The organism is Commensalibacter melissae (assembly GCF_003691365.1).
Taxonomy (GTDB): domain Bacteria; phylum Pseudomonadota; class Alphaproteobacteria; order Acetobacterales; family Acetobacteraceae; genus Commensalibacter; species Commensalibacter melissae.
Window position 1 is genome coordinate 1,958,103 of the sequence record NZ_CP033087.1, and the last position, 22,506, is coordinate 1,980,608.

The 22,506-nt window shown below is 39.5% G+C and carries 21 protein-coding genes; 6 read left to right on the forward strand and 15 right to left on the reverse strand.

Annotated features, from left to right (window positions below):
* Window positions 1-6: 6 nt before the first annotated feature.
* The 14 genes from purH to D9V35_RS08970 all read right to left on the reverse strand — a co-directional run bounded on the left by purH (window position 7) and on the right by D9V35_RS08970 (window position 14,625).
* On the reverse strand, window positions 7-1,581 hold the full coding sequence (gene purH / locus D9V35_RS08910) for a bifunctional phosphoribosylaminoimidazolecarboxamide formyltransferase/IMP cyclohydrolase (protein WP_122124184.1): 1,575 nt from the start codon (window positions 1,579-1,581) through the stop codon (window positions 7-9).
* 49 nt (window positions 1,582-1,630) lie between these two features.
* Entirely contained in the window at window positions 1,631-2,557 is a 927-nt protein-coding gene (rapZ, locus tag D9V35_RS08915) for an RNase adapter RapZ (protein ID WP_122124185.1), read from the reverse strand.
* A gap of 90 nt (window positions 2,558-2,647) precedes the next feature.
* Window positions 2,648-3,457, reverse strand: a complete 810-nt coding sequence (locus D9V35_RS08920; protein ID WP_162988619.1) for a metal ABC transporter permease — start codon at window positions 3,455-3,457, stop codon at window positions 2,648-2,650.
* A gap of 23 nt (window positions 3,458-3,480) precedes the next feature.
* Window positions 3,481-4,239 (reverse strand): metal ABC transporter ATP-binding protein, encoded by a 759-nt coding sequence (locus D9V35_RS08925; protein ID WP_110439190.1) that lies wholly within the window; start codon window positions 4,237-4,239, stop codon window positions 3,481-3,483.
* Window positions 4,239-5,141: a metal ABC transporter solute-binding protein, Zn/Mn family gene (locus D9V35_RS08930; protein ID WP_122124186.1), complete on the reverse strand. Its 903-nt coding sequence runs from the start codon at window positions 5,139-5,141 to the stop codon at window positions 4,239-4,241. The genes D9V35_RS08925 and D9V35_RS08930 overlap by 1 nt, the downstream gene beginning before the upstream one ends.
* 48 nt (window positions 5,142-5,189) lie before the next feature.
* The gene (locus tag D9V35_RS09510) at window positions 5,190-5,321 is read right to left on the reverse strand and encodes a hypothetical protein (protein WP_255412377.1); all 132 of its coding nucleotides are present in this window, start codon (window positions 5,319-5,321) and stop codon (window positions 5,190-5,192) included.
* A 97-nt stretch (window positions 5,322-5,418) separates the two neighbouring features.
* A complete protein-coding gene (locus D9V35_RS08935; protein WP_122124187.1) occupies window positions 5,419-6,366 on the reverse strand; it encodes an electron transfer flavoprotein subunit alpha/FixB family protein in 948 nt (315 codons plus the stop codon).
* 2 nt (window positions 6,367-6,368) lie between these two features.
* Window positions 6,369-7,118: an electron transfer flavoprotein subunit beta/FixA family protein gene (locus D9V35_RS08940; protein ID WP_122124188.1), complete on the reverse strand. Its 750-nt coding sequence runs from the start codon at window positions 7,116-7,118 to the stop codon at window positions 6,369-6,371.
* A 39-nt stretch (window positions 7,119-7,157) separates the two neighbouring features.
* A complete protein-coding gene (locus D9V35_RS08945) occupies window positions 7,158-8,804 on the reverse strand; it encodes an electron transfer flavoprotein-ubiquinone oxidoreductase (protein WP_122124189.1) in 1,647 nt (548 codons plus the stop codon).
* A gap of 84 nt (window positions 8,805-8,888) precedes the next feature.
* The gene (locus D9V35_RS08950; protein ID WP_122124190.1) at window positions 8,889-9,545 is read right to left on the reverse strand and encodes a 2OG-Fe(II) oxygenase; all 657 of its coding nucleotides are present in this window, start codon (window positions 9,543-9,545) and stop codon (window positions 8,889-8,891) included.
* 14 nt (window positions 9,546-9,559) lie between these two features.
* Complete coding sequence (gene hemN / locus D9V35_RS08955; RefSeq protein WP_122124191.1) at window positions 9,560-10,924, reverse strand: oxygen-independent coproporphyrinogen III oxidase; 1,365 nt, start codon at window positions 10,922-10,924, stop codon at window positions 9,560-9,562.
* Between the two features lie 18 nt (window positions 10,925-10,942).
* Window positions 10,943-11,809: an OmpW/AlkL family protein gene (locus tag D9V35_RS08960; RefSeq protein WP_122124192.1), complete on the reverse strand. Its 867-nt coding sequence runs from the start codon at window positions 11,807-11,809 to the stop codon at window positions 10,943-10,945.
* A 367-nt stretch (window positions 11,810-12,176) separates the two neighbouring features.
* Window positions 12,177-13,880 (reverse strand): ATP-binding protein, encoded by a 1,704-nt coding sequence (locus D9V35_RS08965; RefSeq protein WP_240993373.1) that lies wholly within the window; start codon window positions 13,878-13,880, stop codon window positions 12,177-12,179.
* Between the two features lie 100 nt (window positions 13,881-13,980).
* Window positions 13,981-14,625 carry a response regulator transcription factor gene (locus tag D9V35_RS08970; protein ID WP_240993417.1) on the reverse strand — a complete coding sequence of 215 codons (645 nt, stop codon included), beginning with the start codon at window positions 14,623-14,625 and terminating at the stop codon, window positions 13,981-13,983.
* A 325-nt stretch (window positions 14,626-14,950) separates the two neighbouring features.
* Here D9V35_RS08970 and D9V35_RS08975 point away from each other — a divergent pair, with 325 nt between their 5' ends.
* The 6 genes from D9V35_RS08975 (at window position 14,951) to trmB (ending at window position 21,888) form a co-directional block, all read left to right on the forward strand.
* Window positions 14,951-15,568 (forward strand): nucleotide exchange factor GrpE, encoded by a 618-nt coding sequence (locus D9V35_RS08975; protein ID WP_122124195.1) that lies wholly within the window; start codon window positions 14,951-14,953, stop codon window positions 15,566-15,568.
* Window positions 15,569-15,803: 235 nt separating this feature from the next.
* The gene (gene dnaK, locus D9V35_RS08980; protein ID WP_122124196.1) at window positions 15,804-17,741 is read left to right on the forward strand and encodes a molecular chaperone DnaK; all 1,938 of its coding nucleotides are present in this window, start codon (window positions 15,804-15,806) and stop codon (window positions 17,739-17,741) included.
* A 129-nt stretch (window positions 17,742-17,870) separates the two neighbouring features.
* Window positions 17,871-19,007 carry a molecular chaperone DnaJ gene (gene dnaJ / locus D9V35_RS08985; protein ID WP_122124197.1) on the forward strand — a complete coding sequence of 379 codons (1,137 nt, stop codon included), beginning with the start codon at window positions 17,871-17,873 and terminating at the stop codon, window positions 19,005-19,007.
* Between the two features lie 34 nt (window positions 19,008-19,041).
* Entirely contained in the window at window positions 19,042-19,839 is a 798-nt protein-coding gene (dapB, locus tag D9V35_RS08990; protein ID WP_122124198.1) for a 4-hydroxy-tetrahydrodipicolinate reductase, read from the forward strand.
* A gap of 97 nt (window positions 19,840-19,936) precedes the next feature.
* A complete protein-coding gene (gene metK, locus D9V35_RS08995; protein ID WP_122124199.1) occupies window positions 19,937-21,124 on the forward strand; it encodes a methionine adenosyltransferase in 1,188 nt (395 codons plus the stop codon).
* Window positions 21,125-21,135: 11 nt separating this feature from the next.
* Window positions 21,136-21,888, forward strand: coding sequence for a tRNA (guanine(46)-N(7))-methyltransferase TrmB (gene trmB, locus D9V35_RS09000; protein WP_122124200.1), 753 nt, complete (start codon window positions 21,136-21,138; stop codon window positions 21,886-21,888).
* On the opposite strand, the gene D9V35_RS09005 is transcribed toward trmB, so the two are convergent.
* Window positions 21,883-22,461: a DedA family protein gene (locus D9V35_RS09005; protein ID WP_205910301.1), complete on the reverse strand. Its 579-nt coding sequence runs from the start codon at window positions 22,459-22,461 to the stop codon at window positions 21,883-21,885. The genes trmB and D9V35_RS09005 overlap by 6 nt on opposite strands.
* Window positions 22,462-22,506: the final 45 nt, after the last annotated feature.

Below are 22,506 nucleotides of genomic sequence, written 5' to 3' on the forward strand. Positions count from 1 at the left end.
GACCTTTTAATGACGGAAATGGCGCATTCCCGTAAAAACCATTGCAATTCCAGCCTCATCTGCGGCCGCAATCACCTCATTGTCACGCATTGAACCACCTGGCTGAATAACCGCAGTGGCTCCTGCCGCTACGGCAGCCTGCAAACCGTCTGCAAATGGAAAAAAGGCATCTGAAGCAACAACACTTCCCCGGGTCATGGGTTTTTCTAAACCGGCTGCTTGAGCTGCTTCCGCACTTTTGTGGGCAGCAATCCTAGCTGAATCGACACGACTCATTTGACCCGCACCTATCCCTACAGTCGCTTTATCTTTAACATAAATAATTGCATTTGATTTAACATGCTTGCCAATCGTAAAGGCAAAAATCAGATCTTCCATTTCCTTTTCAGTAGGTTCGCGTTTAGTTACAACCTTAAAATCGTAAGGTCGTCCATTATCACGATTTTGTAAAAGATACCCACCAGCCAAAGTACGAACCGTCATACCTTGTGCCAATGGATCAGGCATTGCCCCTGTTTCTAAAACCCTTACATTCTTTTTCTTTGAAAGGATCTCCAATGCATCTGAATTGACCTTTGGAGCAATAATCACTTCACTAAATATAGTTATAATTTTTTGTGCGATTTCTTTATCTAATGGACGATTGACCGCAATAATTCCTCCAAAAGCAGAAACAGGATCACACCGTAAAGCCAAATCCCAAGCCTCTGATAAAGAGGATGCGCTTGCTGCACCACAAGGGTTTGCATGTTTGACAATAACAACAGATGGTTTATCAAATTCAGCCACCGCTTCAAAAGCTGCATCTGTATCGTTAAGATTATTATAGGAAAGCTCTTTACCCTGTAATTGTTGGGCTGTTGCAACACCCGGACGTTGTTCATCATTCGTATAAAAAGCAGCCTGTTGATGAGGGTTTTCCCCGTATCGCAAAATCTGTTTCCGTTGGCCACTTAAATTTAGGCGTTCTGGAAATATATCTTTTGCTTGACCTGCAAACCAACAGGCAATCGCAGCATCATATGCAGCGGTCCGGGCATAAGCCGCCTGGGCCCATTTTCGCCGCTGCTGTATTGTTGTTCCACCATTCTGCTTCATCTCTTCTTTAAAAGCAGCATATTGATGAACATCCGTCAACACCGCGACATGACTATAGTTTTTAGATGCAGCCCTGATTAAAGCTGGACCACCGATATCAATATTTTCTATAATATCTTCTTTACCGGCGCCTGACGCGACTGTTTCCTCAAAAGGGTATAAATTGACACACAACAAATCAATCGGCAAAATATTATGCTGTTTCATTTGTTCCTGATGACTGGCCAGATCACGTCGTCCCAATAACCCACCATGAATTTGAGGCACCAGTGTTTTAACTCGACCATCCAGAATTTCCGGAAATCCTGTAAAATCCGAAACCTCTACCACTTTTATTCCGGCATCCCGAAGTGCATTGGCTGTCCCACCTGTTGACAAGATTTCCACGCTGTTTTCAGCCAATAACTTGGCCAAATCAATTAAACCTGTTTTATCAGAAACAGAAATCAAAGCCCGACGAACAGGAATAATCTGTTGATCCATATTAATATTCCAAACCTAATATTCTAACAATTTACACTTATTATAATTTTTATTGAGGATGGGCAACCCATCGCCATGTCTGAATTCCCTGCCGCGCCAGTTCACGATGGATAACCAATGCAGGGAAACGCATTTCTTTATCTTTAGAATTAACAATACGACGTGCAAGGTCCTCTATAACGGTAACTGAACGATGACGTCCACCAGAACATCCTACCGCAATTGTGACGTATTTTTTTCCTTCTATCGCAAAACGGGGAAAAATCAAACTTAGCATCTGATAAATCTGATCAACAAATTTCTCATAATCAGGATCACTTTTAACATAATCCTGGATCGACATATCCAGCCCCGTCAGTGCTGATAATTCTGATATATAATAAGGATTATGCAAAAACCGTGCATCGAATACCATGTCCGCCTCTCTCGGAATTCCAACAGGAAAGGCAAAAGACATCAAGGTTAGGGTAAAGCGGTTTTTAGTATCCAGATGATTAAAGTTATACCTTGTTTCCACAAGCAACCTTAATTCCATAGGGGGAAGATCCGATGTATCAATAACCAGATCAGCAACATTTCGTAATGGATTCATCAAGGCTATTTCAGCATTAATCCCGTCCTTAACCGTACCATTGGCAGCCATTGGATGACGACGACGGGTTGCTGTATAACGTCGCAACAAAACGTCCAACTCTGCCGTGGCATAAATTAGTTCAACCTTAAGGGATGAATTCTGCTTTAAACTATTTAAAACCTCTAGAAATGCATTCACCTCAAACCCATTGGTTCTGGAATCAATGCCTATTGCAATGGGCCCCTGAACACGCCCAACAACATCCGCAATAAGCTGTAAAGGCGCATTATCAACCAGTTCATATCCAAGATCCTCAAAAACCCGAAGAATGGACGCTTTACCAGCTCCTGATAATCCCGTTACAAAAATTACCAATTTCTTACTTGACGTGAAATCATGCATTCTGAAGAAATCAACTTTTTAAATAAAAATTTTCAAATACCCCATAAAGGGTTATGTTAAGCAATCCTTACTCTTTATACAATATGATATTTATAAATACTTTCGAAATGATATTTTTCTTTTGAAAAAAAGCAAACTTATTGAATAAATGACAAAACTAAAAAAGCTGATCCAAAAAGATACTGGCAAGTCTGTATACCAAGAAGCCACTATACCACTCCAGGCCTCAAATACAGCCAGGAAAACCGAAACCATAAGTGCCCGCCATATTGTCTTACCCCATTGCCTGGCAACAGCAGCAGGTCCAATCATCAAAGAAAAGGTCAAAAGAATACCGGTCACTTGAACACAAGCAACAGTTATGCAGGCAACCAGCATTAGAAAGACTATCGAAACCCATCGTAAAGAGATTCCTCTTGTCTCGGCCAAATCTGGTTGCAAGGTGGCAAATAACAAAGGTCGCATAAAAAACAGCATAACAGCCAGGCAAAATAATGAGAGACCGACAAGATCATATAAAATGACTGTATCAACCGCAAAAATATTGCCGAATAACAAGCTCGTAACTTGTGTCGCGTAATGGGTATAAAAATGAAGAAATAACAGACCTAAACCCATTGATGCTGACAGAACCAGGCCAATAGCGATATCACGATCCCTCAACTGTGGGCCTATAAAACCGATCAATCCACCAGCAAATAAACTGAAAACAAGCAGTCCGGCAAAAGGGGATATTCCCAACAGTCCCGCTCCTGTCGCCCCAGCGAACCCTATATGCGATAATGCATGTCCTGCAAAGGCCTCTCTTCTCAATAAAAGAAAATAACCAATAAACCCTGTCAATAAAGCCACAATCCCTGCAGCGGCAAAAGCATGATACATAAATTCAAGGGTAAGCATCCAAGAATATACTTTCGAATTTCTTAATTAAAGGATGTTGTTACAAAACACGTATTATTTGCCTTTATCACCTGTATTGGGAAACCATAAAGCTTCGTTAAAGTCTTTGCTGTAATGACATCCTGAACCTTGCCCAGAATTGCTGATTGATTACCAATACATAATACCTGATTCATAACATGAATTAACGGATTTAAATCATGCGTTGACAATAAGACAGAAATTTTTCTTTCCTGCTGTATATTTTTTATCAGGGCTAAAATAACTTTTACCCATTTGGGATCCAAGTTATTAAAAGGTTCGTCCAGTATAATAAATCTTGGCTCCCCCAAAAGGGCTTGTGCCAATAAAATTCTCTGTTTTTGGCCTCCCGACATTTCCATCAAGGATAGATCAGCCAGATCCCTTGCCTCCACATCATCCAGAACCCGATCTATTTCCTGATGGTCTTTTCTTGCTAGAAACGGTAAACCCAAACGATTCCCATGGACAGAACTTGCAATGAATGATCTTCCCGTCAAATGAAAGCTATCCATATTTTGATACTGAGGGATATAGGCTATTTCTTTCCTTACCTGTCTTGGATGTTTTCCAAAAATTTTTAAGGTTCCTTGCTGAACAGGTAAAATACCTAAAATTGTTTTCATAAAACTTGTTTTGCCCGCCCCATTAGGACCGAAAACCCCTATAAACTGGGGCTCATCAATGCTAAAGGTTAAATCTGACAAAACAAGCCGGTTACCAAACTGAATACGCAGCTTATTGCAAGCGAGGATTGTCATCAGGGAATGCTCTGTGTTACCGCCTCAATTTTATCTAATGTCTGGTTAATCCATGTTTGATAAGAAAGAGAAACAGGCATAATCTCTTCAACACCAATTACAGGAATTTTATATATTGACGCCATTTTTTTCAAACGCTCTGTTGCGCCGTTACTGACCTGATTATTATAAAACAAGATTTTTATTTTATGGGTTTTAAAATCCTGGATAAATTGAGCTGTTTGCTGGGGGGTCGGTTCTCCACCGTTCATAATTACCCATTGATAGGATTCTTCCAATACCCTAAAGCCCATATGTTTGGCCATCAACCCAAAAACAGGTTCCGTAGCAGCCACGCTTAAATCAGGATGCTGAACACGAATTTTATGAATACGCTGATCTATACTGTCGATTTCATGCAAAAAATGATCACGATTATGCAAAAAAGAATTCTTGTGTTCAGGATCCTGAACGGATAATTTTTGCTCCAAATACCCAGCCAATTTCTTGACTGATTGGAGATCATACCATAAATGTGGATTACTACCATCAGAACGATTTAACAAATCCTGAATGGAGATAACCTTTCCGTTTTTTATTTCAACACGGGAAATTAGCCGATTGATCCAGTCATCATACCCTAAACCATTCATGATGATTAAATCAGCTTGACTTGTCATTCTGCTGATATGCGGGGTCAATTCAAATAGATGCGGATCTTGATCAGGATTATTTAAAATCACGTCAACCTTGACGTTATCACCCCCTATTTGTTGGGCTATGTCCCCGTACATATTTTCAGCAGCAACAATATGAACAACTTTGGCTTTTACATCATCATGACAAGCATAAAATAACAAAGCAAAAATACTTAATAAAATACTGAAAAAAAAATTGCCCTTGATTATGTCACCATTTTTCATTATTTAGAATGCCATTCCCCAACTTAAAATTAAACTGCTCACCAATTCCTATAATTCCCAGGCACCAATAATCATAATACTAAGCAATACAATTAGGGCCAGATGAAGAATCAACAACCATTTAATGGTTATAACTGGAACATAATACTTATCTCTTGGTTGCTGTAATTCCCATTTCATCGCCCTAATCCTAACCTTATTAATATTATTATTTCAACTTAACCTTATTCATTCAATTGAAACATTGTTAAAAAATCATGCCTCAATTGAAAATCTTTTATCTTAATGCTTTAAGTTTTTCCTCTAATTGAGGGAGAATTTCAAATAAGTCGCCAACAATACCATAATCTGAAGCCTTGAAAATTGGAGCATCGGGATCTTTGTTAATTGCAACCACGATCTTACTGTCTTTCATACCCGCAAGATGCTGAATGGCACCAGAAATGGCTACTGCGATATATAATTCCGGAGCAACAATTTTCCCTGTTTGGCCAACCTGACAATCATTATTGATAAATCCGGCATCAACTGCAGCACGAGATGCCCCAATGGCGGCATTTAATTGATCCGCCACCTTTTCAATTAACACAAAGTTTTCACCGCTTTGCATACCCCGTCCGCCTGAAATAACAACACGGGCAGATTCCAATTCTGGTCTGTCCGATTGGGAAATTTGCAGTTCACAGAATTTGGATAATAATTTTTCTGAACCGGGAAAATTACCCAGAATCTCAATCTCGGCACTCCCCCCATCTTCAGCAACAGGAGCAAAAGCCGTTCCACGAACAGATAAAAGCTTTTTGGAATCATGAGACTTAACTGTTGCCAAAATGCTCCCAGCATAAATAGGTCTCACAAAGGTGGAGGCATCAATAATTTCGATAACATCAGATACAGGCTGCATATCCAACAACCCAGCAACGCGAGGCAAAATATCTTTTCCTTCAGCATTTGCAGGAACAATAACCGTATCATAAGAATCGGCCAGAGATGCAATCAGATCTGCGGTTGGCTCTGCCAACATATGGGCATACACCTCATGATCGGCAACCAGCACCTTTGAAACACCAGCCAGCGCCACAGCCTTTTTCGTTATTGCTTCTAGGTTTTTCCCAGCTAATAGAACATGAACTTCCCCTAGTTTGGATGCGGCTGTAATCGCTGATCGGGTAATAGAACGAATTTGATCACCTTTTTCATAACTTGCCAAAACTAAAACGGTCATTCTTAAATTACCTTTGCTTCATTTTTAAGTTTATCAAGTAATGCATCAACGGAATCAACAATGACGCTTTCACGAGACGAAGAGGATTCTTTTACTGAAATAACTTCCAAATGTTTTTTTGCCTCAATTCCCAATTCACATAAAGCGACCGTTTCCAAAGGCTTTTTACGTGCTTTCATAATATTGGGTAATGATGCATAACGAGGTTCGTTCAACCGTAAATCGGTTGTAATAACTGCTGGCAATGTTAGCTCGAGAATTTCCTGTCCATCATCGACTTCCCTGGCAATTTTTGCGTGTCCATTAGATAACTCCAGTTTACTGACAAAAGTACCCTGTCCCCATCCAAGTTTGGCAGCTAATATCTGCCCTGTCGCATTCATATCATCATCAGAGGCCTGTTTACCCATTAACACAAGGTCGGGTTTTTCCCTATCCACTAAATGTTGCAAAATTTTTGCAACGGTCAGAGACTCCACAGCCTTATCCGTTGTCACCAGAATTCCCCGATCCGCCCCCATTGCCATAGCTGTTCGCAATGTATCTTGGCATTTCGCTTCTCCTATGGAAACAACCACAATTTCCGAGACAATTTTTTTCTCCTTTAAACGAACAGCCTCCTCAACAGCTGTTTCATCAAAAGGATTCATGGACATTTTTACACCATTAATCTCAACATCAGATCCATCTGATTTTATCAGCGGTTTTATATTGGAATCAACAACCCTTTTAACCGGAACAATTACTTTCATAATGACCTTTCTCTATAATTACACATAATTAAATGATTTCTACATTCCCCCTGAATAATTGGGACCACTGCCGCCTTCAGGTGTTTCCCAATCGATATTCTGTGTTGGATCCTTGATATCACAAGTCTTACAATGAATACAATTTTGCGCATTAATCTGTAATTTGGGTTCTTGATTCTCATGATGAGCATCAACAACCTCGTAAACACCGGCCGGACAATATCTTGTTTCAGGAGCCTTGAAAATATCCCAATTAACCGTTTTCCAAATTGAGGGATTTTTTAATTTCAGATGAACAGGCTGATCATCACGATGATCAATATTCGCCAAAAATACGGAAGATTCACGACTGAATGTCAATTTGTCATCGGGCTTTGGATAATCAGGTTTAACACATAAAGAAGCCGCTTTTAATTTATCGTTATCAGCCAAACGATGGCGAAAGGTCCAAGGCACTTTCCCCCGAACCAAGGAATCAAATCCCGTATACAATGTTGCAAACTTTGCACCAAATTTTGCAAATGCGGGACGAATATTCCTCACTTGATACAATTCATCATAAACCCAGGATTTACGGATACGAAATTGATAAATCATAGGTTCTGCTTGTTGTGTATTTAATGCCTCAACAATCGACTCAGCGGCAATCATTCCTGATTTCATTGCAGTATGCGTTCCCTTAATTTTTGGAACATTCAAAAAGCCTGCTGCATCTCCGATTAATAGACCACCAGGAAAGGTCAGTTTTGGAATGGATTGGTATCCACCTTCAGATAATGCACGGGCAGAGTATCCTATTCTTCTGCCTCCCTCTAAATATTTGCGGATAATGGGATGTTTTTTTACACGCTGCATTTCATCAAATGGAGAAAGCCAGGTATTTTCGTAATCCAATCCCAAAACAAAACCACATGAAACCAAATTACTGCCAAAATGATAAAGCCATGAACCACCATAAGTGCGATTGTCCAAGGGCCAACCAAAGCTATGCTGTATATATCCAGCCGAAAATTTTTCCTGTGGAATTTCCCATAATTCCTTAATTCCAATTCCGTATGTTTGTGGGTCAACACCTTGACGTAAATTGAAAAAGCCCATGAGCTTTTTGGATAAGGAACCACGACAGCCTTCTGCAAATAACGTATATTTTGCCCTTAGCTCCATACCTGGAACATAATTGCCTCCCTGGCTGCCATCTTTTTCAAGTCCCATATCACCAGTCACTACACCCATAACTCGATTATTTTCAATTATGAGATCACTACCAGCAAATCCTGGAAAAATTTGAATGTCCATTGCTTCAGCTTCTGCGGCCAGCCACCGACAAAAATCACCCAAACTTCCCACATAATTTCCCTCATTGTCCATTTGAGGCATAATAGATTTAATAATGGGGATATTTATAGACTTGTCTTCATTCGGCAGATAAAAAAATGCCTCATGCTGAACCGACGTGTCTAAAGGGGCGTTTTTTTGCTGCCAATCTGGGATCAACTCATTAAGCGCTGTCGGTTCGATCACCACTCCTGAAACAATATGGGCACCAATTTCAGAAGCCTTTTCAATCAAACAGATCTCAAGAGATGGAAGTAATTGCTTTAATCGTATTGCCGCTGAAAGACCGGCAGGTCCTCCACCAACGATTAAAATATCGAATTCCATTTGCTCTCGCACAACCTCACCCATAATTCCTTAATCTCTCTTCTGCTGATATTTATCAAGTTGCAAATTATATATATCTTTAATCTTAATTAAAAAGACTTTATTCAATTACGAGGGAAATGCCAATTCATGTTTTGCACGCCAACTTGAATCTACATAATTTAAAATAAGGGTACGACGCACTCCCTTGATAGGTCGCTTTTCAAAACCATGCCAGGTATTTTTAGCGGGAATAAATAAAAATGCTGAATTGAAAACGCCTGAGCTTCTTCCCAAAGACTGACCTTCCTCATTCATGATATCGGTCCCCCATCCCTCGGCCCCTTCTGCAGTGGATAAAGAAAGCAAAAAGGTTAATTTCTTTGCCCCAATATCTGTATGTGGTTCCAACCAGAACCCATCAGTATCAAGGCATAATTCCAATCTTAACCAAGTATTGGAAAGATCACCACCTGTTAAATGAGAGAAAGCAGAACGAATTTCCTCTGAATCAAAAACTTGCGCCAAAACCGCACAGGCGGGATCCTCCCTCTGTTTTTGCTGGGTTACAAATACACGATCTTTATTATGATTTTCCCTTTTGCCCTTCACATCACCGGCAATAGATCTTGAATCAGGCATCCAATTCAACAGAGAGTCACAAATAAATGAAGGCAAAACATTCGTCATTGTCCAATAGGAATATGGCAGCGAATGATAATCAGCATGATCAATTACGTTTTTGATATCTTGTTTAGTTTGCTTTATCTCTTCTACAAGTTGCATAATTTTTCTTTCACCTAAATCGCCTGCGCATGGCGATGGGGAGCTGCACGGTAATAAGCATCAAAAACCACGGCAATATTTCGTAAAAAGGGACGACCTTCTTCTGTCACTGTAATTTCATTATTACGAATAATAACCAGACCATCCTCTTCAAAACTGCGTAGCTTTGTAAGAAACTCACCTAATAAAGACGGATCTTGTTTATATTGACCAATCATTTTCTTTAAATCAACATGTAAGTCACACATTAACCGCTCAATTATTTCCCAACGGAACAAATCTGCTGTACTACGCTGTACCCCCCTTACAACGGGCAAGATATCGGACTGCTGCATTGCCTTTTGATAGCCATAGGAAGATGGCTGATTTTGAAAAATACCTTGCGGTAAAATTGAAATTGATGAAGCACCAACCCCTAACAGTGCTTTGGCTTGGTCTACGGTATATCCCTGGAAGTTGCGATGAAGTGCGCCTTTTTCCATTGCCTTACTCATGGAATCATGAGGCAAAGCATAATGATCAAATCCGATAACTCGATAACCCGCTTTTTTTAAAACTTCATCAATAATCTGTCTCTGCTCAAAACGTTCAGCCGGATTGGGTAAGATTTCCCCCTCCAACAAAGTTTGGCGTTTAAATTTCCATGGGACATGTGCATAACCAAAAACAGCCAAACGATCAGGCCTTAACGTCACAATAGCTTCTATCGTTTCTCGAACACTGGCAGCTGTTTGATTGGGCAGACCAAAAATCAAATCACAATTAACCGATTTTATATTTTTCTGCCTGACACGATCAATACAATCAGAAATCATTTCAAAACTCTGGATTCGACCGCAAGCCTTTTGCACTTCAGGAGCAATATCCTGAACTCCAAGGCTAACCCGTGTAAACCCAACAGAGGGTAATAATACAAGATAATCCTCGGAGATATGTCTTGGATCTAATTCTATCGAAATATCGGCATCTTGCTGAACATAAAATAAAGATCGTATTGTTGACATCACCTTTTTCATCGCTTCAATCGGTAATGTTGTAGGAGTACCACCACCAAAATGAACAAAACTTACTTTACGACGCGATTTTAAAAGGGTTGCCAATCGTTTCAATTCATCACATAGAAGATTACCATAAGCAACCCGCACATTAACTTGATGAACGACTTGTGTGTTACAGGCACAAAATTTACACAACTCATCACAAAAAGGAACATGGATATACAAAGAAACAGGCTCTTCTTCAGGAAAAGCCTGCAACCAATGTTTATACTCATTAAACCCAACACGTTTTTCAAACTGTACAGCTGTTGGGTAACTTGTATAACGCGGCACGTTTCCTTCATACCGCGCAAGACGGTCAAAGGAAACTTCGGGTTTCATGCCAATCTCCGCAATGAATTAAAAGCGATATCCAATACCCATACTTACAACGGTTGGATTCAAAGAAGTACGAGCATCAATTCTGTTGGGACTGTCATTAATGTGGGCACGTTGTTGTAAAAGAATCTGTTTTACGTCAGCATTATAGAACCAGTTTCCAACAATCTGATAATCAAACCCGAAATTGAAAGATGGACCAACTGCTGTTTCCAACCCCACTTTTTTGACAATACCCCCTGCAGGAGAAATATTATGCCAGAAAGCTACTGTCAAGCCAACACCTACATAAGGATTAAAGGCCTTATGAGGACGGAAATGCCATTGTGCTGTCAAGGTAGGAGGTAAAATCCATCCACTGCCCACATCCACCTTACCAAGACCCGGGACACCCTGAGCCTTGATTTCATGACGTGTACTTGCCGCAATTAATTCAAATGACAAATTATCCGTGACAAAATAATCAAAACTTAATTCAGGCATAACCTGGTTGGTTGCATTGACATGCCCTCCAACGGATGTTTTAGAACTTGTATTATTCGTGATAACACCCAATGCACTTAATCTGATGATAAAATCACCTTTACCCAAACCAATTCTGGTTACACCAGGACATGTTTTAAATAATCCACAATGAGGTTTTGGTTTTTTAGGTGGAGCATACATTGGAACTTCACGGTACTGGATTTTTCCACTCCAGCCAGAAGCCCAGATTTCTTCTCTTCTCATAGGAATTGCCGTTGCTGGGGCAGTTGTATTTGAAGCTGGAGCCAATGCCGGATTGGCAGCAGGAGTCAGATTAGGAGAAGCATAATGTTGTTGTGCATAGCCTGCGACTGGCGTAAACAAAAATGCACAGGTAAGAATACGACTTAATGATTTTTTCATTGTGGTGAAACCTTACTGATCAAAGTAAAGATGAAATGATCAAATTAAATAGTTAAATGTTCTTTTTTATTAAGATCATAACCATTGATCAGGCAACCAGTTTCTAACAATATATACTTAAACAATACATAATGTGACCAAATAACAACAAATAAATATGTAATCTTTCGCAAAAAAAATTAATTAGTTCCTGATAAAGCTTAACAAATTAGGATAATCATTATTTTAATAAGTATTTTTTTTACATATTATATTACAAATATATATTTGTAATATATCTTTAATTGTAATTAAATATTCGAAAATTCTTTGAGCGAATCGGTTTTTGTTTGATTAAATTTTTAAATTTAAAACAAAATCCTATCAGTTATTTTGCCCTTGGTAAAGAAACCACAAAAGAGGCGCCAATAACTTTTCCTGCATCATCATACCGGTTATAGGCACGAATTGACCCTTTCAAGGCAACCACAATTTGCCGACAAATTGATAATCCAAGACCTGAATGTTGGCCAAAATTTTCTCCTTGAGGTCGCTCTGTATAGAACCGTTCAAAGATATTGTTTAATTTGTTTTCAGGAATCCCCGGCCCCTCATCACTGACCATGATCTCCACGTTATCTTTGACTGCAACAGCCGACAAAATAATTCTTCCCTTTGATGGAGAAAAAGAAGATGCGTTTCCAATTAAATTCCTTAAAACCTGTACCAGTCTATCTTCAATTGCCAAAACAGAAAGCGGATATTTAGTATCGTCATTTTTCAGATCCACGACAATATAAGGATCATCTTCTTTCTGTGTGGCTGCATTGATATCAGCAAGCAAACGAAAAATAGGTGCTACAGCAACAGCTTTTGGAGCCACCCTTGACATTTCAGATTCAATACGACTTGAATTGGCAATATCCGTTATTAAACGATCCAAACGTTTAACATCATCGGTAATGATAAATAATAACTGTTGACGATGTTTATCGTCTTTTATTCTTGGCAACAATTCAATTGCAGAACGAATGGAAGACAAAGGATTTTTTAGCTCATGACTGACATCAGCCGCAAAACGCTCAATTGCATCCATCTTGGCCCATAACTCTCTTGCACTATCCTGAATTGCCCTTGCCAGATCACCGATAACATCTTTTCGGATCAAAAGGGAATCAGGAACCATTCTGTTTCGTCCCGTAGATTTATGAATCCTGTAAGCGGAATTAGCCAAACTCAGTAAAGGTTTTGCAATAGTCAAAGACAAATACCAAGATAATAGGACCGTTATTGCCAAGGCAACTAAAAATAGAATCAAAATTGATGCACGCACAGAAAATAGCGCCTGATCGATATCCTGTGCCTCTCTTGTCAGTTCAATAATACCTACAAGCTGGTTCTGATGGATGATAGGTTCAGATACGGTAATCAACAGACGATAATCAACTGTTCTACGAATATAAGGGGGAGCTTCATAATTATTTGATAATTCATGCAGCTTAAATGTCTGATTATCATAAGGTACACTATCTGGATCGGCACCCATTTCAAGAAACTCAATTCTTCTTGCATTCGTATAGGGAAGCCAACTTAAAAGATGATCATAAATCTGTTCTAAAAAGCCGTCATAATTTAAATATTTATTTTTATTACTCTCACCAAATACGGTTATTTTTTTCTGTGTATCTTGTTCTGTATTAGAAAAAATCGAATTATCAAGTCGATTATCTTTATGAGATCTATATATTTTTTTTCTTTCATTTTGACTGTCAATAACCAGTTTCCCATTAACGGCATAAACACGTGCACGTACACGTGGACTGGGGTTTGTTAGGCTTAACAAAAGAGGTCTGGCCAATTCAACAGATAAAGATTGATTATTCCGCTGTTCTGGCACCAGAGCATAAAAATCCAAGGATCGAAAAAAAACATCATCCTTGATCTTCTTGATTGCGCTTTGGCTAAGTGCTCCAGCATAAATTTTTGCCTGCTCCCGTAAAACATTGATTTCTGTTTCCAACAGGCTATTCTGAAATTGATTCAAATAAAGAAGTGTAACAACCAAAACCACAAGAGGAAGCGTATTAACCAATAATATCCTCTTCATCAGAGGAGAGAAAAAAAGTTTCCTGAATCTTCTATCCTCCAAAGGGTAATGACGATAAAAAAAACCAAAGAGTTTATATACTTTTCTAATCTTCTTTGTAACGATATCCAATGCCATACAACGTTTCTATTTTATTAAATTCAGGATCAATCTGACGAAATTTCTTGCGGATACGTTTAATATGACTATCTATTGTTCTATCATCAACATAAATATTTTCACCATAGGCAGCATCAATCAACTGATCCCTTGATTTTACGAGGCCGGGCCGTGTTGCCAATGCTTTGGTTAATAAAAATTCAGTTACTGTCAATTGAATATCCTGGTCATGCCAACGACATTGATGGCGCATATCATCCAAGGTTAAAGCACCACGAACAACCATACCGTTATTGATCCCACCATCATTTTCAGCCTTATTAACCTCATGACGCCTTAACAAAGCACGGATACGCTCCAGAAGAAGACGCTGGGAAAAAGGTTTAGTGATATAATCATCTGCCCCAAGGCGCAACCCCATTAACTGGTCAATTTCCTCATCCTTGGAAGATAATATTATCACGGGCATTTGGGAACGGTTACGCAGTCTCTGCAACAATTCTATTCCATCCATCCGAGGCATCTTAATATCCAAAACCACCAGATCAACAGGACGTGATAAAAGACCTTGCAACGCACTTTCACCATCCGTATAAGTCTGAACAATAAAACCGTCAGCTTCCAACATCATAAAAACAGAGGTTAAAATATTACGGTCATCATCAACCAGTGCTATGACATGTTTCCCTGCTTCCACCTGTTACACTCCACCAATCCATTAAAAATAAATCAAAATCTTATATAAATATGCTAAAATAAAGTTAAATAGAATATAAATTATAAAATTAATTCCAAAGGTTAATTTCTATATCTTATTTGCTATATTTCATTCGTATTTCTTGTAACTTTCAAAAAGTTTATTAAAATAGATCTGTCTTAAATTTTGTAAGGATACCGATCTTACTACCTAATATCTTTTACAATCTTTTTAACAGAATAAAACAAATTTGGTTATTATGACAAAAGAAGAAAATTTACACGCCAATCCAGAAAATAGCTCTGTTCCTGATCAGGAACAAGATTCACGGGGTCATGAAACTATTTTCCCACAAGAGGAAAACGGCACGGAACCTTCAGATTCCTCTTCCAGCCAGAATAGTGAAGTTGACAAGTTGAAAAATGAACTGCAAACTATGAAAGATCAGTGGATGCGTTCAGAAGCTGAAAATCAGAATCTGCGCAATCGCCATAAAAAAGAGCTTGAAGATACACGCCTGTATACTGTACAGAAATTTGCTCGTGACATCGTAGAGACAGCCGAAAACCTGCGTCGCGGCATCGATAGCTTGCCAAAACCAGCTGAGAATGAAGATCCCATGATTACAAAAATGCGTGAAGGTTTTGAAAGTACTGAACGTTCATTTTTAAAAATTCTGGAAAAAAATGGTATCAAATGCGAAGATCCGACAGGCAGTCCATTTGATGCAAATAAACATCAAGCTATGGCAGAACAACCATCTGATGAACACCCTCAGGGAACCATTATTCAAAGCTGGACACCAACATGGACCCTAAACGACCGTCTGTTAAAACCAGCCATGGTTGTCGTGGCCAAATCTCCTGAAAACACATAATGCAGATATTAAATAACTAAATTAATTAGCTGACTTCCATTAATTAAATGTGTATAATGGAGCTGTTCAAAAACGTTTCTTGAAGATTTCACTAAAGAAACTTATATAATGGTAACAAGTCATAACTGTAACCTCGCCATTATTGGGGGTTAATGTTTAATGACCATGATTTTTAAAAAAGGACTTTTAGAAGGCGCTTCGGGTCTTGTGAAAGTTGCTATTAGGAGATGAATTAATGAGTAAAGTTATTGGTATTGACCTTGGTACAACAAACTCCTGTGTTGCTATCCGTGAAGGTAATGAAACCAAAGTAATAGAAAATAGTGAGGGGGCCCGTACTACCCCTTCGATGGTTGCTTTCACTGAAAACAATGAAATGCTTGTTGGTCAGTCAGCAAAAAGACAGGCTGTCACTAATCCAACAAATACATTTTACGCCGTAAAACGGTTAATTGGTCGTCGGTTTGACGATCCGACTGTAAGCCGTGACAAGGGGTTGGTTCCCTATTCTATTGTCAAAGGTGAAAATGGCGATGCATGGGTTGAAGCCAGAGATAAAAAATACGCCCCTTCACAAATTTCTGCATTCATTTTAGGTAAAATGAAAGAAACAGCAGAAGCATATCTGGGCGAAAAAGTAACACAGGCTGTCATTACTGTTCCAGCTTATTTTAATGACGCGCAACGTCAGGCAACCAAGGATGCCGGTAAAATTGCTGGACTTGATGTTCTTCGTATTATCAACGAACCAACAGCCGCCGCGCTGGCCTACGGTTTGGAAAAGAAAAATAGCGGCACCATTGCTGTATATGACCTGGGTGGTGGTACTTTTGATATTTCTGTTCTAGAAATATCTGATGGTGTAATTGAAGTTAAATCAACCAACGGTGATACTTTCCTTGGTGGTGAGGATTTTGATGCTCGAATCATTGATTTCTTGGCTGATGAATTCAAAAAAGAACAAGGAATTGACCTTCGCAGTGATAAACTTGCCTTACAACGTTTGAAAGAGGCAGCTGAAAAAGCAAAAATCGAACTTTCCTCTTCAAAAGAAACGGAAATTAACCTTCCATTTATAACCGCTGATGCTTCCGGTCCAAAACACTTGGTCATTAAACTAAGCCGTGCAAAACTAGAAAGCTTGGTTGATGATCTAATCACCAAAACCCTAGAACCTTGTAAGGCAGCGATCAAGGATGCCGGATTATCAGCAAATAATATTGATGAAGTTATTTTGGTAGGTGGAATGACCCGTATGCCAAAAGTCATCGAGGTCGTCAAAAGCTTCTTCGGCAAGGAACCCGCCCGTAACGTTAACCCTGATGAAGTCGTTGCAATTGGTGCTGCCATTCAAGGTGCTGTTCTTAAGGGGGATGTTAAAGACGTACTGTTGCTTGACGTTACTCCTTTATCCCTTGGAATTGAAACACTCGGGGGTGTTTTCACACGTTTAATCGATAGAAACACAACCATTCCTACAAAGAAAAGCCAAACGTTCTCTACAGCAGAAGACAACCAAAGTGCTGTTACCATCAAGGTTTACCAAGGTGAACGTGAAATGGCGGCAGACAACAAGTTGCTTGGCAACTTTGACCTGACAGGAATCGCACCTGCACCACGTGGAGTTCCACAAATTGAAGTAACATTCGATATTGATGCAAACGGTATCGTTTCTGTATCCGCCAAGGATAAAGCAACCGGTAAAGAGCAGCAAATTCGTATTCAGGCTTCTGGTGGTCTGTCAGATGCCGATATCGAAAAAATGGTTAAAGATGCTGAAGCGAATGCTGAGGCAGACAAGCAGAAGAAAGAAATGGTTGAAAGCAGAAATCAGGCAGATATGATGGTCGCCCAGGTAGAGAAAAACCTGCAAGAGCATGGTGACAAGATTGATGCCTCAACAAAATCAGATATTGAAGCTGCCGTAGCCGATGTTAAAAGCAAAAAAGAAGGTGATGATTTGGAAGCCCTAAAATCATCAACTGAAAAACTTTCCCAGCTTTTGATGAAAATCGGTGAAACCATTTACAAAGCAACCAATGATGCAAATGCAGCCGCAGGGGCTGCTGGAGCAGAAACTGCAGATCAAGCAGGTTCCTCTGCAAAACCAGAAGAAGACATTGTTGATGCTGATTTTGAAGATGTCAATCATAATGACAAAAAATCTAGCTAATGGGTCAATGCCTATTAAATAAGATATATTAACCAATTTGATATGTCGTAAGAAGTCAAGCCCGTCCTTTCAACAAAGGCGGGCTGCTTTTTGTTACGATATCTATTTGAAGATAATTTGAGGACATCAATGTCTAAACGAGATTATTATGAAATTCTAGAGATTAGTCGCACGTCAAGTAGCGAAGAAATTAAAAAAGCCTATCGCAAGAAAGCAATGCAATACCATCCTGATCGTAATCCTGGCGATCAGGAGGCGGAAGCCAAATTTAAAGAAATCAATGAGGCCTATGATGTTCTAAAAGATGAACAGAAAAAAGCCGCTTATGACCGTTTTGGTCACGATGCTTTTCAAAATGGCGGGGCCGGTAATGGTTTCGGCGGTGGTTTTGGAGCTGGTGGCTTCAGCGATATCTTTGACATGTTCGGCGATATGATGGGTATGAACCGTGGCGGTAACAGTCGCAAACGTTCTGGTGCTGATATCCAAATTCAAACCGAAATCCAGTTAACTGAAGCTTTTACAGGCATTAAGAAAAAGGTAAAATATAAAACAAAAAAACCTTGCCAAAGCTGTGATGGATCAGGATCAACAGACAAAACCAATGGAAATAAAACCTGTCCGACCTGTCATGGTTCTGGAAAAATCCGTGCTCAACAGGGATTTTTTCTGGTAGAACGCCCTTGTAATACCTGTCATGGAACAGGCCAGGTCATCAGTAACCCATGTAAAAAATGTCATGGTACCGGGCTTGAAAATCAAGATAAAGAGTTGGAAATCGATATACCTTCTGGAATTGAAGATGGAACCCGTATAAGGATTTCGGGGGAAGGGGAGGCCGGCAGCAATGGAAATCCACCTGGGGATTTATACGTATATGTTTCTGTTTTACCCCATGATCTATTTCATAGAGAAGGGGCAAATATATTCTGTCGTATCCCCATTCGAATCACGCAGGCTGCTTTGGGAACAGAACTTGAAGTACCTATCATAGATGGTGGCAGATCAAAAGTGAAAATTCCTGCCGGTACCCAAACAGGTAAACAATTCCGTTTACGGGGTAAGGGTTTTTCTGTTCTACGCTCTTCATCACGTGGTGATATGTATATTGAAGTCAAAGTCGAGATTCCTCAACATTTGACAAAACGCCAGAAAGAGCTGCTTGAAGAATTCGAGGCAGAAGCACAAAATAAAGAAAATGAGGGAAATCCGGAAACAACAAGTTTTTTTAAGAAAGTCAAAGATTTCTTTGAAGGAAAATCCTGATTAATCTATTCTTTGATAAATGAAAGTGTTTAGAATGAATACATCTGTTTTACGTATTGGTATTGCTGGCATAACCGGACGTGTTGGACGTCTTTTAATGGAAGAAATTACCTCTAGAGATAATGCTGTTTTATCTGGAGGTACATCACTTTCAAAAGACATTCATGATATACCAGATTCTGTTCAAATCTTCTCTGACATTGCAAGTCTGGTCGAAAAAAGTGATGTAATTATCGATTTTACAAATGCTACAACAACGGAAACACATGCAAAAGCATTAAATAATAGTAAAACAGCATGGATTTTAGGAACAACAGGCATATCTGAATCCGTCCAAAAACTTATCAAAGAAACCGCAAAAACCATTCCCATTGTTCAGGCGGCTAATTTTTCACCTGGTGTAACCTTGATAACCCGACTGGCTTTTGAACTGGCGAAAGCTTTGCCTGCCGATCAGTATGATGCTGAAATTGTGGAAACACACCATCGTCAAAAAGTTGACGCTCCATCTGGAACAGCCCTGGCAATCGGGGAATCCATTGCAAAAGCAAGAAAGGTGGATTTAGGATCTGTTGCAGAAATTGGCAGAAAAGGATTTACAGGGGCGCGGAAAAAAGATGCCATCGGATTTTCTTCCTTAAGGGGTGGGCAAATTGTTGGTGAACATAGTGCCATATTTCTCTCCGATGTCGAGGAAATTGTTCTTACACATAAAGCTTTTGATCGTCGCATTTTTGCAAAAGGTGCCGTTCGATCAGCTTTTTGGTGTATCAATAAACCCGCAGGTTTATATGACATGAACCATGTTTTGGGACTGGATCCGGTCAAATAATAATTTTTTTTAAATTAATACTTGACGGATAGACCACAAAAGGGTCTGTTTACAATACTTGTGTTTTTTTATTTATTAGTGAGATAGCAGAAAAATTATGCGAAACAATAGCGATTTTCTGTTCGCTTCGGAATCGGTATCAGAAGGTCATCCAGATAAAGTTGCCGATCGTATCAGCGACACCATTTTGGATACCTACCTTGCCGCAGATCCAGAAGCGCGCGTAGCTTGTGAGACTCTTGTTACAACCAATCAGGTAATTTTGGCTGGAGAACTGCGTGGCCCGAAAAGCATTACCAAAGAAATGCTCAATGAAAAAGCCCGTGAAACCATACGTGAAATTGGATACGACCAGGACGGTTTTTCTTGGAAAACCGCAAATATATTAAACCTGTTACATGCACAGTCTCCCCATATCGCAGTCGGGGTTGACAGTAATGAAAGTAAAGATGAAGGCGCTGGCGATCAGGGAATCATGTTCGGTTTTGCAACGTCTGAAACCGAAACCTTAATGCCTGCCCCAATTTATTATGCTCATAAGATCCTAAAAAATCTCAATGACCTACGTAAATCAAGTGATCATAAGGGTAAAGGATTTCTTCCGGACGCAAAAAGTCAGGTAACCTTGCGTTATGTTCACGGTAAACCTGTTGGCGCAACCTCTGTTGTTTTATCAACCCAACATGAGGAATCCATGCCACAGGAAAACATTCGTGACGTTTTAAAAGAACTGATTACGAATACATTGCCAGAAGGCTGGATGTGTCCTGACAAAGAATTTTATGTCAATCCTACAGGAATTTTTGTTATTGGAGGTCCTGATGGCGATTGTGGCCTGACAGGTCGTAAAATCATCGTCGATACTTATGGTGGGGCTGCCCCTCATGGTGGTGGAGCTTTCTCGGGTAAGGATCCAACCAAAGTTGATCGCTCAGCAGCATATGCCTGTCGTTATCTTGCCAAAAATATTGTAGCTTCCGGTCTTGCAGATCTTTGTACCCTGCAAATTTCATATGCGATTGGAGTTTCCCATCCTCTCTCTGTTTATGTTGATTTACATGGAACAGGCAAAGACATTGATGAAGCAAAACTTGAAAAAGTTTTACGTGAATTAATGGATCTTTCTCCAAGAGGTATCCGTAAACATTTACGATTAAATCGTCCCATATACAAACAAACTTCAGCCTACGGTCATTTTGGACGCCATCCAGACCCGGTAAAAGATGATTTTACATGGGAAAAAACTGATCTTGTTGATGCTTTGCGAAATGCTTTTAATCGTTAAAACTTAAGTATATGACCATAATTCAAAAAGGCTCTTGTGGAGAAAGTGCTCAAGAGCCTTTTTCCAAAACAGATTCATCCCTACCCAAAGACCGTTTGTACGGACGTCGTCGTGGTCATCCTTTACGCGACAGACAAAAACGGCTTCTTTCAGACTATCTTCCCCGAATCAAATTCCCAACCAGAAATATCAAACACCCCTTTGAGGCTTTTGAAAGTCAGCCCAGGGCACTATGGCTGGAAATTGGGTTTGGGGGAGGTGAGCACAGTCTTGCCCAGCACCAAATACATTCTGATATTGGTTATATTGCATGTGAGGTATTCGAAAACGGAATTTGTTCCCTATTATCCAATCTTGTTCAGGAAGATGTTAAGGAAACAGAAGCAACTGTTCCAAATATGCTTCGGATATGGAATGAAGATGCACGTATCTTGATCCGTGCATTACCGGAAAATTCAATTGAAAAGGTTTTTCTGCTTTTTCCTGACCCTTGGCCAAAAACGAGACATGCAAAAAGACGATTTGTCCATCCAGAACGTCTGCCTTTGCTTCATCGTATTCTAACCCCAAAAGGACAATGGCATATTGCAAGTGATGATCCAACCTATCAGGCATGGGTTGAAGAAACCATGGAGAATCAACCCTATTTCAAGAAAATCATGCAAACGAACAAACGTCCTGAAAACTGGCCATCAACCCGTTACGAACAAAAAGCCTACAAGGCTGGAAGATCACCAATTTTCTGGATATTTGAAAAATCATGATTTTTTATTATTATCAACTTTTAGTTCCTGTTCTGCACGTTTGACAAGCCTATGCTCGTTATTACGTAAAAATATAAACACCAGAACAGCAACTACAACAAAGATAATCCCTATAACAAGGCCTATAGTCCCTTTTAGTCTAAGAAATTCCTGACCCAGGAAATATGCGGTATATGTAAAGGTACCTGCCCAACACATACCCCCCAAAGCGTTATAGATTAAAAAATCCTTCCAATGCATATGTGTTGCACCCGCCAATAAAGCCGTAAAAAACCTTAAAATGGCAACAAAACGTCCAAAAAAAACAGCTTTACCCCCATGATGCTTAAACAAATATTGTCCTAATAATAGACGATCTGGGGTCAATTTGAATTTAGGACCATATTTTTTCAATACTGGATATCCAACAATACGACCAATAAGATATCCAAAATTATCCCCCATAATCGCACCGACAATCGCGAATAAGGCAATATAATTAATATTGAGGCTACTGTAATGAGAGGCACAGTAAATGGATATGGTAATCAGCAAGCTTTCAGCTGGTAGGATTAATCCCATACTTTCCAACATAATGATAAGACCAACAATATAATAGGCATGGGATTCATAATGATG

Coding starts and splice junctions, on each gene's coding strand:
- purH (WP_122124184.1), bottom strand. CDS start 1,581: ATGGATCAACAGATTATTCCTGTTCGTCGGGCTTTGATTTCTGTTTCT.
- rapZ (WP_122124185.1), bottom strand. CDS start 2,557: ATGCATGATTTCACGTCAAGTAAGAAATTGGTAATTTTTGTAACGGGA.
- D9V35_RS08920 (WP_162988619.1), bottom strand. CDS start 3,457: ATGCTTACCCTTGAATTTATGTATCATGCTTTTGCCGCTGCAGGGATT.
- D9V35_RS08925 (WP_110439190.1), bottom strand. CDS start 4,239: ATGACAATCCTCGCTTGCAATAAGCTGCGTATTCAGTTTGGTAACCGG.
- D9V35_RS08930 (WP_122124186.1), bottom strand. CDS start 5,141: ATGAAAAATGGTGACATAATCAAGGGCAATTTTTTTTTCAGTATTTTA.
- D9V35_RS09510 (WP_255412377.1), bottom strand. CDS start 5,321: ATGAAATGGGAATTACAGCAACCAAGAGATAAGTATTATGTTCCAGTT.
- D9V35_RS08935 (WP_122124187.1), bottom strand. CDS start 6,366: ATGACCGTTTTAGTTTTGGCAAGTTATGAAAAAGGTGATCAAATTCGT.
- D9V35_RS08940 (WP_122124188.1), bottom strand. CDS start 7,118: ATGAAAGTAATTGTTCCGGTTAAAAGGGTTGTTGATTCCAATATAAAA.
- D9V35_RS08945 (WP_122124189.1), bottom strand. CDS start 8,804: ATGGGTGAGGTTGTGCGAGAGCAAATGGAATTCGATATTTTAATCGTT.
- D9V35_RS08950 (WP_122124190.1), bottom strand. CDS start 9,545: ATGCAACTTGTAGAAGAGATAAAGCAAACTAAACAAGATATCAAAAAC.
- hemN (WP_122124191.1), bottom strand. CDS start 10,924: ATGAAACCCGAAGTTTCCTTTGACCGTCTTGCGCGGTATGAAGGAAAC.
- D9V35_RS08960 (WP_122124192.1), bottom strand. CDS start 11,809: ATGAAAAAATCATTAAGTCGTATTCTTACCTGTGCATTTTTGTTTACG.
- D9V35_RS08970 (WP_240993417.1), bottom strand. CDS start 14,625: ATGATGTTGGAAGCTGACGGTTTTATTGTTCAGACTTATACGGATGGT.
- D9V35_RS08975 (WP_122124195.1), top strand. CDS start 14,951: ATGACAAAAGAAGAAAATTTACACGCCAATCCAGAAAATAGCTCTGTT.
- dnaK (WP_122124196.1), top strand. CDS start 15,804: ATGAGTAAAGTTATTGGTATTGACCTTGGTACAACAAACTCCTGTGTT.
- dnaJ (WP_122124197.1), top strand. CDS start 17,871: ATGTCTAAACGAGATTATTATGAAATTCTAGAGATTAGTCGCACGTCA.
- dapB (WP_122124198.1), top strand. CDS start 19,042: ATGAATACATCTGTTTTACGTATTGGTATTGCTGGCATAACCGGACGT.
- metK (WP_122124199.1), top strand. CDS start 19,937: ATGCGAAACAATAGCGATTTTCTGTTCGCTTCGGAATCGGTATCAGAA.
- trmB (WP_122124200.1), top strand. CDS start 21,136: ATGACCATAATTCAAAAAGGCTCTTGTGGAGAAAGTGCTCAAGAGCCT.
- D9V35_RS09005 (WP_205910301.1), bottom strand. CDS start 22,461: ATGTTGGAAAGTATGGGATTAATCCTACCAGCTGAAAGCTTGCTGATT.